Source organism: Pseudomonas fluorescens NCIMB 11764 (genome assembly GCF_000293885.2).
Classification (GTDB): domain Bacteria; phylum Pseudomonadota; class Gammaproteobacteria; order Pseudomonadales; family Pseudomonadaceae; genus Aquipseudomonas; species Aquipseudomonas fluorescens_B.
In genome coordinates, this window is record NZ_CP010945.1 from 1,022,748 (window position 1) to 1,037,897 (window position 15,150).

11 protein-coding genes are annotated in these 15,150 nt (G+C 61.0%); 3 read left to right on the top strand and 8 right to left on the bottom strand.

What is annotated here, in order from left to right; translation table 11 throughout:
* The first annotated feature begins 84 nt into the window (after positions 1-84).
* Entirely contained in the window at positions 85-1,524 is a 1,440-nt protein-coding gene (gene cls, locus B723_RS04755; protein ID WP_017341610.1) for a cardiolipin synthase, read from the top strand.
* Here the strand turns inward: cls and cfaB are convergent.
* From cfaB to hflK (B723_RS04780), 5 genes are all read right to left on the bottom strand, one after another.
* Complete coding sequence (gene cfaB, locus B723_RS04760) at positions 1,521-2,708, bottom strand: C17 cyclopropane fatty acid synthase CfaB (RefSeq protein ID WP_017341611.1); 1,188 nt, start codon at positions 2,706-2,708, stop codon at positions 1,521-1,523. The genes cls and cfaB overlap by 4 nt on opposite strands.
* A gap of 193 nt (positions 2,709-2,901) precedes the next feature.
* A complete protein-coding gene (locus B723_RS04765; RefSeq protein WP_017341612.1) occupies positions 2,902-4,812 on the bottom strand; it encodes a heavy metal translocating P-type ATPase in 1,911 nt (636 codons plus the stop codon).
* A complete protein-coding gene (gene hflK / locus B723_RS04770) occupies positions 4,809-5,867 on the bottom strand; it encodes a protease modulator HflK (protein ID WP_017341613.1) in 1,059 nt (352 codons plus the stop codon). The genes B723_RS04765 and hflK (B723_RS04770) overlap by 4 nt, the downstream gene beginning before the upstream one ends.
* Positions 5,864-6,904, bottom strand: coding sequence for a protease modulator HflC (hflC, locus tag B723_RS04775; RefSeq protein WP_017341614.1), 1,041 nt, complete (start codon positions 6,902-6,904; stop codon positions 5,864-5,866). The genes hflK (B723_RS04770) and hflC overlap by 4 nt, the downstream gene beginning before the upstream one ends.
* Complete coding sequence (hflK, locus tag B723_RS04780; protein WP_017341615.1) at positions 6,901-8,859, bottom strand: protease modulator HflK; 1,959 nt, start codon at positions 8,857-8,859, stop codon at positions 6,901-6,903. The genes hflC and hflK (B723_RS04780) overlap by 4 nt, the downstream gene beginning before the upstream one ends.
* 215 nt (positions 8,860-9,074) lie before the next feature.
* Between hflK (B723_RS04780) and lpdA the strand changes: the two genes are divergently transcribed.
* Complete coding sequence (lpdA, locus tag B723_RS04785; RefSeq protein ID WP_017341616.1) at positions 9,075-10,475, top strand: dihydrolipoyl dehydrogenase; 1,401 nt, start codon at positions 9,075-9,077, stop codon at positions 10,473-10,475.
* Between the two features lie 88 nt (positions 10,476-10,563).
* On the opposite strand, the gene B723_RS04790 is transcribed toward lpdA, so the two are convergent.
* On the bottom strand, positions 10,564-11,037 hold the full coding sequence (locus B723_RS04790; protein WP_017341617.1) for an Lrp/AsnC family transcriptional regulator: 474 nt from the start codon (positions 11,035-11,037) through the stop codon (positions 10,564-10,566).
* Between the two features lie 143 nt (positions 11,038-11,180).
* Here B723_RS04790 and B723_RS04795 point away from each other — a divergent pair, with 143 nt between their 5' ends.
* A complete protein-coding gene (locus tag B723_RS04795; RefSeq protein ID WP_031319186.1) occupies positions 11,181-11,810 on the top strand; it encodes a LysE family translocator in 630 nt (209 codons plus the stop codon).
* Here B723_RS04795 and B723_RS04800 read toward each other — a convergent pair whose 3' ends face one another.
* Both B723_RS04800 and B723_RS04805 read right to left on the bottom strand, forming a co-directional pair.
* Complete coding sequence (locus B723_RS04800) at positions 11,811-13,934, bottom strand: hypothetical protein (RefSeq protein ID WP_017341619.1); 2,124 nt, start codon at positions 13,932-13,934, stop codon at positions 11,811-11,813. It lies immediately after the preceding gene.
* On the bottom strand, positions 13,921-15,117 hold the full coding sequence (locus B723_RS04805) for a DUF3142 domain-containing protein (RefSeq protein ID WP_017341620.1): 1,197 nt from the start codon (positions 15,115-15,117) through the stop codon (positions 13,921-13,923). The genes B723_RS04800 and B723_RS04805 overlap by 14 nt, the downstream gene beginning before the upstream one ends.
* Between the last annotated feature and the right edge of the window lie 33 nt (positions 15,118-15,150).

Consider the following 15,150-nt stretch of genomic DNA (forward strand, 5'->3'; position numbering starts at 1 on the left):
TCGGTTCATGGGCCAATTAAATAGCGACATTCTGCACGGAACATGGTCTGTTAAGCATTGAATCTTCAGGAGCAAGGCTGCCCCATGGATTATTTTGGACCGCATGTTTTCGGTTATCTGATCGCCCTGTTGCACTCGTTAGGGCTGATTGCCGCCATCCATGCCGTATTGACCGTTCGAACCGCCCAGGGCTCGATCGCCTGGGCCCTGTCGTTGCTGTTCATTCCCTACCTCACGCTTATCCCGTACCTGGTCTTCGGCCGCAGCACCTTCGATGGTTACATCAAGGCGCGGCGACAGGCCAACGAGGAAATGCGCAAGGCCATCTCTGAGTTGAACTGGCGACCGTGGGTAGAAGAAGCCCTGACGGCACGCGCCTCCAACGCTTACGCTTCATTAAGGGCAATGCCGAAGCTGGGGCGCATGCCGTGCCTGGCGAATAATGAGGTCCGCCTGCTGATCAATGGTCCGGCCACTTTCGAGGCGATCTTCGAAGCCATCAGCCATGCCAGGGAAGCCGTGCTGATCCAGTTCTTCATCCTCCACGACGACCGCCTCGGCCAGCGCCTGCAAACCCTGCTGTTGAAAAAAGCGGCGGAAGGCGTTGCCGTTTATCTGCTGTACGACCGCATCGGCAGCCACTCCCTGCCCCACAGTTACGTGCAGCCGTTGCGCGATGCGGGTGTCGAAGTCAAAGCGTTCGCGACGCGTAGCGGCTGGCTCAATCGCTTCCAGGTCAACTTTCGTAACCACCGCAAGATCGTCGTGGTCGACGGTGTGCTCGGCTTCGTCGGCGGACACAACGTCGGCGACGAGTACATGGGCGAAAAACCACCTCTGGCACCCTGGCGCGACACCCACGTCCGCGTGCGCGGGCCGGTGGTGGCCTGCATGCAGGAGTCTTTCGCCGAAGACTGGTTCTGGGCGGCGCGGTCGTTACCGCCGCTGATACTGCCGGACGTTTATCCGGACGACGGCGTGCTCTGCCAATTGCTCGCCAGCGGCCCGGCAGATTCCTACGAAACCTGTTCGCTATTCTTCGTCGAAGCCATCCATGCGGCGACAGAACGAGTGTGGATCACCAGCCCTTATTTCATCCCCGACGAAGCGGTGTTCGCGGCGTTGCGACTGGCGGTGCTGCGGGGTGTCGATGTGCGCATTCTGCTGCCGTCGCGGCCCGACCACCGGATCGTCTACGCCGCCTCCAGCCTGTACGCCTTCGAAGCGGTACGCGCCGGCGTGCGGGTGTTCCGCTACGAACCCGGTTTCCTGCATCAGAAAGTGGTATTGATCGACAGCGAAATCAGCGCCATCGGCAGCGCCAATCTGGACAACCGTTCGTTCCGCCTGAATTTCGAAGTGATGTTGCTGACAGTCGACAGCGTGTTTGCCGGCGAAGTGGAACAGATGCTCAACGACGATTTCGCGCAGGCCCATGAAGTCGCCAAAGAAGAAAGCCGGGAGACCCACCGCCTGCAACAGGTCGGCATGCGGATCGCCCGGCTCATTTCCCCGATACTTTAAGGGGTGTAGATGTCGTCGCGGGTCCATGGCAGTTCATGGCTGCCATCGGGGTGTGTTTTCACCGCGAGGATCTGGTGCAGGTTGATCCAGCCCTTGGCGAATGCATAAGCGCATCCCGCCAGGTACAGCCGCCAGATGCGCAACGCCTGCTCAGGGACGAGCTTGCCAGCGGCTTCCAGATTGTCTTCCAGACGCTCACTCCAGTGGTCCAGGGTGCGTGCGTAGTGCAGGCGCAGACTCTCGACATCGACGATCTCCAGCCCCGCTTCGCTGATCTCGGCAGAAATCATCGACAGGTGCGGCAGCTCGCCGTTGGGGAACACGTACTTCTCGATGAAATCCCCGGCACCGCGCCCCACCGGACGGCCATCGGTGTGCTTGGCGGTGATGCCGTGGTTCATCACCAGACCGCCCTCTTTCACCGCGCCGAACAACGTCTTGCAGTACTCGGCCAAATTCGCGTGGCCGACGTGTTCGAACATGCCGACACTGACCACCTTGTCGAAGCGCCCGTCCTGAGGCAAATCGCGGTAGTCGAGCAGTTGCAGTTCGATCTGATCGTCCAGGCCTTCAGCGGTCACTCGCTCACGGGCCAGCGCCAGTTGCTCTTTGCTGAGCGTGATCCCGAACACTTTCGCGCCAAACTCCCGCGCCGCATAACGCGCCAGCCCGCCCCAACCGCAACCGACATCCAGCAGATATTCGCCGGGTTGCAGGCGCAACTTGCGACACAGATGGCGGAATTTGGCTTGCTGGGCCTGTTCCAGGGTTTCACTGCCGGTCTCGAAATAGGCGCAGGAATACGCCATGTCACTGTCGAGCCACAGCTGATAAAACGCGTTGGAAAGGTCGTAGTGATAGGAAATCGCCTTGGCGTCGGTTTCCTTGTCGTGGACGGTGCGCACAGGTTGACTGTCGTCGTCCTCGCTCATCAATGCCTGGCTCCATTCATCGCAGACGCGGATCACGTCGCTGATGGAACCTTCAAGCTCGAGTTTACCCTCGACAAACGCCGCTCCGAGCGCGTCCAGGCTTGGATGAGTGAACTGGGTAACCATTTGTGGGTCCTTGACCACAATCGTGACGCTGGGCGTCGGCCCCAGATTGAATTCATGGCCGTCCCAGAGTCGCAGGCGTAACGGTAGCTGCAGATTCTGTAAGGCCGGTGGAAGTTGCGCGAGCATGGAATATCCCCCCTTGTTTCAGACGTCTGCTGTGAGGTTAGACCATCCTTGAAAAATAGCAGGCTATCGATTTCATAGCCCTTTTCTATGACCCGCACCGTTCAAACCAACACGTCGCAAAACTCACAGAAGTGATTGCCCTTACCTTAGATGACTACAAATCAGGCAACCAGTTCTGAAAAGTTGAAACCCCTCAAATTTCGTCCTTCAGCTTGAGCAATGGCTCCTGAAAGCGCAGCAACCGTCCGGCGTTACCCAGCACCAGCAAGGTACTCAGGTTATGCAGCAACGCCGCGATCATCGCCCCTGCCGCGCCAAGCCAGCCGAATGCGGCGAAGGCCACTATTGCCAGCGTCCAGCCCAGACCGATGATCACGTTGACCTGCAACGTGTTCCGGCACTGGCGACTCAAACGCACGCAGGTGCCAAGCCGTCGCAGGTCACTGCCGATCAGCACGATGTCAGCGGACGCCAAGGCAATGTCGGCCCCGCCGGCCCCCATGGCAACGCCGACCACGCCCGCCTTGAGTGCCAGCGAATCATTGATGCCGTCACCGACGACCATCGGCCGGAAGCCGCTGTCGATCTCCTTGAGCACGCGATTGAGTTTGTCCTCGGGCAACGCCTGGGCCTCGACATCGACGATCCCGACGTCCCCAGCCAAGCTATCTGCGACACTTTGGCGATCACCCGTGAGCAATAGCTGCCGGCCCAGTCCGAGCTCACGCAACTCGTTCAAGGCAAACCGCGCTTCAGGTTTGACGCTGTCCGCCAGCAAGAGCCAGGCGAGAAATTCACCATCGAGGGCCAGCCCGGCAATCGGGCCATCGTGTTCGGGGACTGCTGAAACGGGAATGCCTAATTGAGCAAACAACTCTGGACGGCCAAGCGCCGCTTCGCCCCGCTCCGTCATCGCCACCACGCCCAACCCTTGCCGTTCGTGAATGTTCGAGAGCAGCAGAAAATGTTCCTGAGTGACCAACCCGGCGAGTGCGCGACTGACCGGGTGACTGCTGGCAGAGCCGAGGCTGGCGGCAAGTTTCAATACGTGGCTGCGATCTTCCAGCGGACTGTCGATGGATTGCAGGCGCAAGGTGCCGAAGGTCAGCGTCCCGGTCTTGTCCACCACCAGCGATGTCAGGTCTGCCAGCTCTTCGAGAAACGCCGAACTGCGAATCAGAATCCCATGGCGAGCGGCAACCGCCACCCCGGCAATCGCCGTGGCCGGTGCCGACAACACCAACGCACATGGACAGGCCGCCACCAACACCGCAAGCATTGCCTGCGCATCGTTGGTGATGAACCAGGTGACGGCGGCCAGCAGCAACACCAACACCATGTAGCTGCCAGCGTAGCGTTCGAGCAATCGGGTGATCGGCGGTTTGGATCGTTCGGCACTTTGCATCAGCGCAATGACTTTGCCGAGTGTCGATTCGCTGCCCGTGCGCGTCACTTCGATACGCAGCAGGCCGTCGAGGTTGATCGCCCCACCGAACACGGACATGCCGACACCCGCCTCAACCGGCACCGACTCACCGGTGATCGACGCCGTGTCGAGACTTGCCTGACCGCCGAGCACGCGGCCATCGGCCGGGACTCGGTCGCCGGCGCGAACTTCCACCCGGTCACCGGCCTTGAGTGTGCCGTTGTCGACTTCGACGATGGAGCCGTCTGCCTGAACCTTGCGCGCATGGCTGCGCGTCAATTTGCCCAGCGCGTGAATCGCTTCCTGAGAACCGATTACGCTGCGCTCTTCCAGCACGTGGCCGAAGATCATGATGATCGGCAGCAACGCAGCGGTCAGCAGATCGCCGGTCGCCCAGGCACCGAGCATGGCCAACGCGATCAGTTGATCGGTGATCCCGTGCAAGCTCGGATAACGCAAGCTGTACCAGGCCGAGCGCATCACCGGCACCGCCACCAGCAATGAGGCAAACCCCAACAGCAATTGACTGACACCGGTTTGCTCCGGCGACCACCAGCGCCAGATCAAACCCAGCGCCAACAAACCCAATGCGAGCATGGCCAGGGTCAACTGGCGAGCGGCGCTGCGTTGTTCGGCCGAGGACAACAGGCTCGGTGCGGCGGCGGTTTGTGCGCTCATTGTGCAGCTCCCTGAATGATCAGGCGGGAATCGTCTTTCGGATTGACCGTGGTCACCGAGCCGGCCTGACCGAGAATTTTCGGCATGCGCTCGCGGTAGAGGCGCAGCAGCATTTGCGGGTCGGTGCCCTGTTGTTGCGCCTTGGCCAGACTCAACACGGTAGCCGTGTCGGCTGACGCTTTGGCCAGCCGTTCACTCGCTTGAGCGTGGGCAACCTGCAACGTACGGTCGGCTTGTTCGTTGGCGGTTTGGGTGAGTTTCTCGGCTTCGGTGCGTGCGTTTGCCACGGCTTTATCGGCTTGCTGACTCGCCGTCAGCACTGCGTTGAAGGCGTTGACCGCCGGCCCCGGCAGACTCGATTGCACATCGACGCGCGCCACTTCGATACCCAGTCCCTGGCCGGTGGCCGTGAGATCCGCCAGTCGCTGATTGATGCCTTGCACCAGATCGCCGCGCAGGCGTTCCCGTCTTTCGGCCGCCTGGCTACCCGCGCCAATCAGCTCCGGTCGCGCCACCAGAATGGTGTCCAGGTCACGGGCAGCCGTCAGCGCCACGGCGCTGCGAGTCACAAGGCGGTCCAGTGCCGGCAGCACATGTTCACCTTGAAGCACGTACGCATAGGGTTCGGTGACTTTGTAAAAAACCCGAACATCCAGTTGCACCACGCCGGCGTCACCGGTCAGCAAATAACCGGACCCGGCGAGGGCATCACTGAGCGGCGTGGCGAATGTGGCGACTCGGTCGGCCTGCAACGCGGCATCGCTGCGCAACAGATTGTCGACCCGACGCTCAATCACCCGATCGGCCGCCGGTAACAGGATGACCTGCTCGAACGGTCGCGGCCACGCCAACAGCAGGCCGGCATTCTGAATGCGATCCAGCGCGCCAAAGTGCAACACCACCGCACGATTCTGCGGATCGATTTGCCGAACATTGGAAAATGCCCACGCCAACGCGGCCAGCACCGTCACCGCATACAGCGCGAGAAACGCCAATCGCCCGGCCTGAATCCAGGGGCTGCTCAACTCATTTGTTCCACGTGGAACCAAACTCATGGCTGCGACCCGGACTTGATATCGAGCGTCGGCGGACCGTCAACCAGCACTCGAAACGGCGCAGCATCGGTGCGCAGAATCAGTTTGGTACCCGGCGTAACGATGGTGCCCAAGGTGTCGAGAGAGCGCAGCAAGTTATACAGCTGCGGCGATCCGGCGTAGGCACGTCCGTAAATCTGCGCGGCTTCGACGCGGGACTGGGCTTCAATGTCGGCAGATTTGACGGTGGCATCGGCCTGAACGATTCGCGCATCCCGCTCGGCGGCGGAGCGGATTTGCGCCGCTTCGCGTTTGCCGATCGCCGTGCGTTCGGTGGCAATTGTTTCACGCTCGGCGCGCATGCGATCGACGGTGGCAGTCAGGGTTACCGACGGCAAGGTCAAACGCTCGATGCCAACTTGCAGCACGCGAACGCCATACGTGGTCAGCAATTGCTGATCGATTTGCTGGCGCAGTTGCGCTTCAAAGTCAGCAATGTGCACCTGGTTGGCATCGGTGTTCACCAGATTGGCCAGATCGAAACTGCTGGCCGTGGTTTCCAGCGCCGAGCCGACAAAGGTGCGAATCTGCCGCGCCGCTTCGTCCGGCTGATTCTGCACGGCGCGCATGAAGCGCTGCACATTGTCCGGATCACCTTGCACCTGCCACGCCACGTAAGCCTGAACGATGATGCGCAAACCGTCGCGCGTGCCCACATCCTGCAAACCACTCGACGTGGTACGCAGACGCAAATCAACAGGAATCGCCGCTTCAAAAGGTGCGGGCCAACGCCAGCCCAGCCCCGGCTCCAGCAACACCCGCGACGGATTGCCAAAGCGCGTGATGACCGTGGCTTCTCCGGAACGCACTTGCACCAGGCTCGCCGCCGCGATGGCAAACGCTACCAGCAACGCAGCCCAACCCATGCGCCGCCACGGGAAGGGACCGGCTTCTTGTGGGTCTCCGTGGTGATGATGGTGATGCCCGTGGTGATGCCCGCCGTGGCCGTGATCGTGCCCGGCGTGGTCAGCATGATCGTGAGTGTGCGACTGGCTCATTTGGCAGCTCCTGGCTGAGCAGTTGGACGCGACGGCGCGGGATCAGCCGGCAGCGTGAACGTTCGGAGGTCGATGGTCGGCGCGTTGTTGCTGCCGCCCAAGCGATGGTCGAGAACCAGCAACCGGGTATTGGCCAGTCCTTGGGAAAGCTGGCTGAAATACTGCTCCAGCACGAAAGCCTGGCCAGCGCTGGCATAGGCTTTTCGCTCGGCGCTGAATTTCAGATCGGCTGCTTGCGCAGCTGCATTGATTTCACGAGCGTTGGCCGTCGCCTGATCACGAGCGATGCTGGCCTGTAATTGCGCCTGATTGGTCGCCTCTGCCGCTGCACCGCGTTCGCGTGAGATCAGCGTCTGTGCGCCAATCTGTGCCGCTTGCACGCCGTGATAAGCGTTGGCGGCGCCGGCCGGTGGATGAATCGCTTCGACCACGGTCGCGAGAATCTCCACGCCACTGCCAAGTGTTTGCAAGTCCGCCTGTACGGCGCGGCCTATCTCTTCGGCAAGCCCTACCCGGTCCTCACCGAGCAAACCGTCGAGGGTTCGCGAGGCGAAATCATGAACCAGAATCCGGCTGGCAGTGCTGCGGATCAGCGCCGGGACATCGGCATTGTTGTAGGTTGCGGCCAACGCGGCTTGATCCGACAGGCCGATGCGGTAAACGAACCGCACGTCCATGTTGACGATCTGGAAGCTCTGCTTGTCGGCACGGCTGCTGGCGATGACCTGGGATTTGTCATTCACATGGCTGGCGTCCCACAAGCGATTGGCAACTGCGGGCGCCGGACCTTCAGCGGGTGCCGGCGCAATGGGGGCCGCCGCTTCGCCGACACTCGTGGCCAACTCATGGACCACGCCATTCTCGACACTCAGCACTCGGCCCAGCGGCCACGGCAGGCCCGCGTGCAAGCCGGGACCGAACACCTCCACCGGTTTGCCGAAGCGCTCATAGATGCCCCGCCCTTGCAGGGGTATTTCGTGAATGCCGGTCAGCGACCAACCGACAAGGGTGACCACCGCCAGCACCGGCACAAACGCGCGACGCATGTAGGTGAACGCCCAGATTTGCCGCAGATCGATGCCGAAGCGGTTATGCAATTCATGCTGCAACGCCAACAGCGGTTGTGGTGGCCAGCGCAGCATGTCGGCGACGAAGCTTCGGGCGAGCAAGGCAGGTTCCAGTTGTTCGCGTCGGGGACTGAACAATGACAGCGCGGCTCGCAGCAACAGTTCCACCGCGACGAGCCCCGGCAGTAGCCCGACCAGCACCGCCAGTCGCACCGGCCAGACGGAAACCTCGCTGCTGAACAACAGACACAACGCGCTCAACACCAGACTGATGATTGCCACGCGAGTCAGCTGGGCCAACTGCCCCGCTTCAGGCCACTGGGCCACGTTTTCCTGGGCAAACTGCCGCTCCAGTACCAGCAAACCGAAGGCCAGCAGCAATGACAGCGCAGCACCGACATTGGCCGAAAAGCCTGGCGCGGCAGAGGGCAGCGCAAGATTCCAGACCTGGTTGATGCTGAACAGCGCCAACAACGCCCAGCCGCCGAGCCACAGCGTCGGGGCGCCGATCTGCGCCAGCATCCGTGTCCATCGTTGGCTGATACGCTCCAGCAGCTGTTCATACCAGCCCACCGGAGCGTCAACGACTTCGATCTCCACCGGCAGCGCTGGGGGATTCATCGCCCGTGCGCGCCATTGCGTCACCCACCACGCCGATTGCAGCCCGGCAATCAGCACCAGCAGACCGGCGCTCTGATTGACCAGCAACGCTGGCCAAAGCGACTGTGGCGCAAACAGCCCGGCAAAAACCGCCAGCACCAGCCCTGTCGCCACGAGTGCGCCGAGACCGATTGCCAACTGCCGCAATCGTCGCCCTTGAAAGACTGCCTGCTGAAAGCGCGGCAGCCCGGCTACCGCTGTTCCCTCAATTTCGAGATCGACTTGCATACCACCCCAGTGTTTTCTTTGCCCAAGTCGCAATTCGTTACGATATAACGAAAGTCGTGAAATTTTTGTACTAATCGCTCTATCTGAAGATGCCCAACCTGTCGCTTGGCTGAAGCCTTGACCGAAACACCGATGAGCGCACATATTACGCTCGTAATTTTATCTGCGGACTACGTTTATCCAGCCCGATTCCCATTTAATCCAGGAGCAAATCCATGAGCAGCTATGACATCGTGATTCTGGGCGGAGGCCCCGGCGGTTACAACGCAGCAATCCGCGCCGGCCAGCTGGGCCTGAAAGCCGCTTGCGTGGAAGGCCGCGCGACCCTCGGCGGCACCTGCCTGAACGTCGGATGCATGCCGTCCAAGGCGCTGTTGCATGCTTCCGAACTGTACGACGCAGCCATGGGTGCGGAATTCGCCAATCTGGGGATCGAGGTCAAACCCACGCTCAACCTTGCGCAAATGATGAAGCAGAAGGATGAAAGCGTGACCGGGCTGACCAAGGGCATCGAGTTCCTGTTTCGTAAAAACAAGGTCGACTGGATCAAGGGATGGGGGCATATCGACGGCCCGGGGAAAGTCACGGTAACGGATAGCCAGGGTGGCAAGACCGAGTTGAGCGCCAAGGACATCATCATTGCCACCGGGTCCGAGCCCACTCCCCTGCCCGGCGTAGAGATCGACAACCAACGCATCCTTGATTCCACAGGTGCGCTGTCTTTATCCGAAGTGCCAAAACATCTGGTGGTGATTGGCGCCGGGGTCATCGGCCTGGAGTTGGGTTCGGTGTGGCGGCGCTTGGGCGCACAAGTGACGGTGGTCGAATTTCTCGACCGGATCTGCCCCGGCGTGGACGGTGAAGCGGGCAAAACGCTGCAGCGTTCGTTGAGCAAGCAAGGCATCAACTTCAAGTTGAGTTCGAAAGTCACCAGCGCCACTACCTCGGCAAATGGCGTGCAACTCAGCGTTGAACCGGCAGCCGGTGGCACTGCCGAAGGGCTGGAAGCCGATTACGTGCTGGTGGCCATCGGGCGTCGGCCTTACACCCAGGGCTTGGGGCTGGAAAACGTCGGACTCACTACGGATAAGCGCGGCATGCTTGCCAACAAGGGCCACCGGACTGAAGCGGCCGGCGTGTGGGTAATTGGCGATGTCACCTCCGGGCCGATGCTTGCGCACAAGGCTGAAGATGAAGCCATGGCCTGCGTCGAGCAGATCGTCGGCAAAGCCGGCGAGGTCAATTACAACCTGATTCCCAACGTCATTTACACCCGACCGGAGCTGGCCAGCGTCGGCAAGACCGAAGAGCAACTCAAGGCTGAAGGCCGGGCCTACAAAGTCGGTAAATTCCCGTTCACCGCCAACAGCCGGGCGAAGATCAACCACGAGACCGAAGGCTTCGCCAAAGTGCTGGCCGACGAGCGCACCGACGAAATTCTCGGTGTGCACCTGGTCGGCCCGAGTGTCAGTGAAATGATTGGCGAATACTGCGTGGCCATGGAGTTCAGCGCCTCGGCGGAAGACATCGCACTGACGTGTCATCCACACCCGACGCGTTCCGAGGCGTTGCGTCAGGCGGCGATGAATGTGGAGGGGATGGCGACTCAGATGTAGCAAATATCAAAAAAGATCGCAGCCTTCGGCAGCCCCTACAGGATATGAGTACGACAGTAGGAGCTGCCGAAGGCTGCGATCTTTGCGTTCAAGTTGGCAAATGCTCCAGCGGCAACGCCCCCGGTGTTTTCACCGTGTGAATCGCAAAGTTGCTGCGGATATCGCTCACGCCCGGCAATTTCAGCAATCGTCCGGTGAGAAAGCGGTCGTACGCACGTAGATCCGGCACCACCACCTGCAGCAAAAAATCCGATTCCCCTGATACCAGAAACGCAGAAATCACCTCGGGCAACGCTGTCACGGCCAGACGGAAAGACTCGGCCTGTTCGTCGTTGTGACGCTCAACCTTGACCCCGACAAACACCGTCAGCCCAAGCCCGACTTCATCGCGATCCAGATTGGCCTGATAGCCGCGAATCACCCCGGCCTCTTCAAGCATTCGTACCCGACGCAAGCAAGGCGACGCGGACAGACCGATCTCGTCAGCCAGTTGCACGTTGCTCAGCCGACCATCCCGTTGCAGGGCTGCGAGAATCTTGCGGTCGTAGGCGTCCAGTTTCATTTTTGGCAGATCCTGATGGCTTAGTGATCATTCAATGGCAGGTTATGCCAACCCAAGACGATTGAGAAGCAAACTACGCAACCACCTGCCCTGACTTTCCGCCCTAGACTGACCTACCGAATCAACAACGAATGGGGTGCATCGTGGCAGGACTCTGGCTGTTTTTCATGGCGCTGGCGGTGGTTTACCTGTTGCCGGGCCCGGACATGATTCTGCTGCTGCAGACAGGCGCACGCCAAGGCAGAGGGGCGGCGCTGGCGACAGCAGTGGGCTTGGGCATCGCACGGGGTTGCCACGTGTTACTGGCGGCATTGGGGCTGGCGGCACTGTTCAAGGCTGCGCCCTGGACCTTCGACGTCGTGCGCCTGGCGGGGGCCGCGTACCTGTTATGGATCGGCATTCAGTGCTTGCGAACCACGATGCTGCCCAACCTGGACGACGCGGGTGCAGCCTGTGGAAAACCACGTTGGCGCGAAGCGATCCAGCGCGGTCTACTGACTAACCTGCTTAACCCCAAGGCGCTGTTGTTCTGCTCGGTGCTGTTGCCGCAGTTCATCAATCCGCACGCAGGGTCGGTGCTCGCGCAATTCGCGACCCTGGGTGTTGTGCTGGTCGGCGTCGGTTTGTTGTTCGACAGCGCCTACGCCTTGGCTGGCGCCGCGCTTGGCCGCTGGCTGCAACGCAGTCCTTCGGCCCAGCGCTTCCAGCAATGGCTGTTTGGCAGCCTGTTGATCGGTTTTGCGGTGCGACTGACTTTTGTTCAACAGGCCTGATTACTGGCGCGCCTTACGCTTGTGACGATTGACCAGCAACAGCGCGAGCGCGGTAAACACCAATACACCGCCCACTTCCAGCCACTTTTTGTACGGCCGTAGCGTCGCCCGGATCGGACTCAACGCCTGGGTGACGTAACGTTTGTCTGCGTTCTGGAAGTCCGGATAAGGGCATCGCTCGCCGAAGAATAGTGCCCAATCCACGTAGGGGCCTTCTTTGACGTAGCGTTGATAGAAGGCACTTTTCTGCTCCTGATCAGTGTTCCACCCTGTCGCCGCACACAACACCGCCGCAAAGGCCTGACTGGTATGAGGCAGGTGATCGGCAGCGCGGCTGGCCAAGGCATTGGCGACATAACGGTAGTGGAAACGCTGATCGGGTTGAGCAGCGCTGGCGTGCTGACGCTTGACCTCCTCTTCAGCCACCAGGGGACCGACCTTGAGTTCGGTGCTTTCAAGGCTGTAGTTACCACCGAACGTGGCATAGTCCGGCGCCATTTCGTATCCCAGGATATCCATCCCCCACTCGCGAGCGATCTTCGCAGCGTTGAACAAAGCCTCGGCACGACGGGTTGGCCACCAAGCGGACTCGGCTTCCTGGCGCAACTGACCATAAGCCTTTGCCTTGTTTTGCAGTTCAGCATCGCCGAAGTACGCCGGCGCTTCATCGTAACGCTCTTCACGCAGCAATCGCCGCCCCAGCAAGTTGCGCAACTTCGCCGCCACCGGCAACGGCACATAGTTGTCGCGATCCTGCTGAGTCAGCGCCGGCGGTGCGGGCACCTGAGTGTCGACGTAATGCTTGAGCTCATCGACAGTCAACACACGCTCGGCGACGGTCGCGGCGTCGAACCAGTAAATGTCGTTGCTGCGATAAAGCTGATCGAACGCTTGCAGATAATCCCCGCGTTGCAACGCCAGGATTGCGCTTTCGCCTTCGACCCGGCACTTGGGCTGAAGCGTTTCAAAGTCCCAGTCAGGCGTTCGCCGCTCACCCCAGGATTCATTCTGCGCAAAGGCCTGGGCCGCTTTGGCGTATGCCGCGGCGGCGGCGGTTTTATCGCCCTCGCGCATCGCCAGTTTCGCCCGCAGCCACCACGCCAGGCCACCGTCGCCGGCGTGTTCCAGAAAAGCTTTGGCGCTGGCGTAGTCGCCCTGTTGATAATTCACCGCCGCCAGTCGATCGGCGTTATCCAGGCTGCCGCGGGTGCTGGCTTGCAGCAGCTTGATCAGTTTTTGTTCGTTCGGCGGTTGATCACCAAATGACCAACCCAACCGGCTGATCAGAGACGCCGTGATCAGTTGCTGTACCGGTTTGCCTTCAAGCAATGCGGCCAGTTGCTCGTCAGGCATCGCCGCCAGATCCGCCACCAACAGTTTCAGCGAGGTGTAACCCACCGCCGAACCGTGGAGGTTTTGCGTGGCATAGAGCTCAATGGCTCGGTTCCAGTCACCCGCCGTGCGCGCCACGCGTGCTTCTTCGCCGAGGCTGGCAACGCCCAGTTCCAACGGGTCGCTGAAACCGTCAATGCTCAGTTGCCGAGCCTGCTCGAACGCTTTGCGCGATGGCGTCAGCAGGTCGGGCTTCGCGTCCGCTTCGGCGCTCATGACAAACAGCGCGCGGCCCAGCGAATACGCGGCCCAGGTGCTGCGTAACGCGCGCTGATCCGCAGGTAGCGCCAGCACTTTCTGGAAGTACTCGGCGGCCAATCCAGGGTCACCCGCGTTGAACGCCACGGCGCCCGCGAGATAGAGCACGAGTTCAGTCGGCAGACTCGCGCCCTGTGCTTCTACCTGATGAGCATCGGTCAAACTGCGCAACTGTTTGACCTGCGCTTGCTGTTCCACGGTCAAACCAGCCTGCTCGGCCTTGTCCCGCTGCTCGGCATAGTCGGTCGCGTCCAAGCTGTTGTAGACGACTTCGGTGACGTTCTTCAGACCCGCAATCGCATGCCCGAGACGATTGATCTCGAACCGGAAGTTGCCTTCCGGCAACTCCGCCAGCGACTGGCCCCGGTTGTCGAGCAGACGCATGGGGAAATCCGGCCCGCAGGCCAATGCCGAACCCAGCGGCAAGCTGAGGCTCAGGCAGAGCAAATGGCGGGGCCAGTTACGGGTGAACATTTGAACCTCCTTGATCAATGTGGGTGCAACGCGCCCAACCGATGGCGCGCTCCCCGCCGGCAGGTATTCGCCCGTCGCGCAGGCGGGTGAAGGTAAGCAGATCCGGGCTCTGTTGCAACGCATAACCGGCCAGGGCGTCGGCGCCCTCACAACCTCGCACCGCGAGCGTCAGACGCTCGGGCCAGACACCGTCGAGGTTGCCTTGATTGCTGATGCTGACGTCATAGAGGCCATCCTGCGCCGAGAGTTTCAGCATCAGGCGACTGTCGAGGATGTCGCCGCGGGCCACGGCGCCCAAGGTGGTCAGGCTCCAGGCCCGACGATCCTGGGCCAGGGGCAAGCGAAACCAGATCAGGCCGGCCAGATGCACCGGCGGATCGTTGCGTAATTCAGTGGCCAGTGTGCGCAGTTGCTGTGGATCGGCCAGCAATTCCCGACGCTCGCCGCCACGTTCCACCGGCACTTCGCTCTCCACCAGCGGTGCGCCGTCGGTCTGCGGTAACAGCGCCACACCATAAGCCGGCAGCGCCAGGTAAAAAGGTTTCGACGTGATGTGGCCCCACGCCTTCGCCCATGTTTGCGCCTGTTCCGGGTCAAACAAGCCCCTGCGCGGATCGCTCACCGCATGCACCTGCAACACGCTGCTATCGACTGTGGATAACAATGCCGGCAGTTCGCGGCTGCCGAGCCAGGCGGGTAATGCCGTAATACTAAGCGGCATGGAGGCCGGAAGACTTCCGCGCAACGCTGTGAGAAATTCCCGATACGCCGGTAGCCGGGCGTTGCCAGCATCGTGGTCGATTTCCACACCGGTGACGATCAGCCCTTGCGCTTGCCAATCATCAAGCACCTGGCCGATCTGTGCGGTCACTTCGTCCTGGTCCAGCGACTTGAGCTGGCCATCGAGGCGAATCACCGCAATCAGCGGCCGGCCATCCTGTTTGAGCAGCGCCGCATCGATTCGCGCCCGACTCCAACCCGCCCGGGGGAAGGCCTGCAACGCCAACACTCGCAGCGTGGAAAAGTCCGCACGACTGTCTTTGAGTGCGGCTTCGTGGCCGGGCGTCCATTGCCGTTGCCAAACGTAGAGTTGTTGATCAAGCGGCGGCGCGTCCTGTCGTTCGCAACCGGCAAGCAACGCCACCATCACCAGCAAGCCCGACAGGCGAGCGAGAAAAACCATAAAGCATCCTTTGTATCTGCTGAAGGCAGCGTC

Bases quoted from the DNA above. Each gene is read 5' to 3' on its own strand.
- cls (WP_017341610.1), top strand. From the start codon at position 85: ATGGATTATTTTGGACCGCATGTTTTCGGTTATCTGATCGCCCTGTTG.
- cfaB (WP_017341611.1), bottom strand. From the start codon at position 2,708: ATGCTCGCGCAACTTCCACCGGCCTTACAGAATCTGCAGCTACCGTTA.
- B723_RS04765 (WP_017341612.1), bottom strand. From the start codon at position 4,812: ATGAGCGCACAAACCGCCGCCGCACCGAGCCTGTTGTCCTCGGCCGAA.
- hflK (WP_017341613.1), bottom strand. From the start codon at position 5,867: ATGAGTTTGGTTCCACGTGGAACAAATGAGTTGAGCAGCCCCTGGATT.
- hflC (WP_017341614.1), bottom strand. From the start codon at position 6,904: ATGAGCCAGTCGCACACTCACGATCATGCTGACCACGCCGGGCACGAT.
- hflK (WP_017341615.1), bottom strand. From the start codon at position 8,859: ATGCAAGTCGATCTCGAAATTGAGGGAACAGCGGTAGCCGGGCTGCCG.
- lpdA (WP_017341616.1), top strand. From the start codon at position 9,075: ATGAGCAGCTATGACATCGTGATTCTGGGCGGAGGCCCCGGCGGTTAC.
- B723_RS04790 (WP_017341617.1), bottom strand. From the start codon at position 11,037: ATGAAACTGGACGCCTACGACCGCAAGATTCTCGCAGCCCTGCAACGG.
- B723_RS04800 (WP_017341619.1), bottom strand. From the start codon at position 13,934: ATGTTCACCCGTAACTGGCCCCGCCATTTGCTCTGCCTGAGCCTCAGC.
- B723_RS04805 (WP_017341620.1), bottom strand. From the start codon at position 15,117: ATGGTTTTTCTCGCTCGCCTGTCGGGCTTGCTGGTGATGGTGGCGTTG.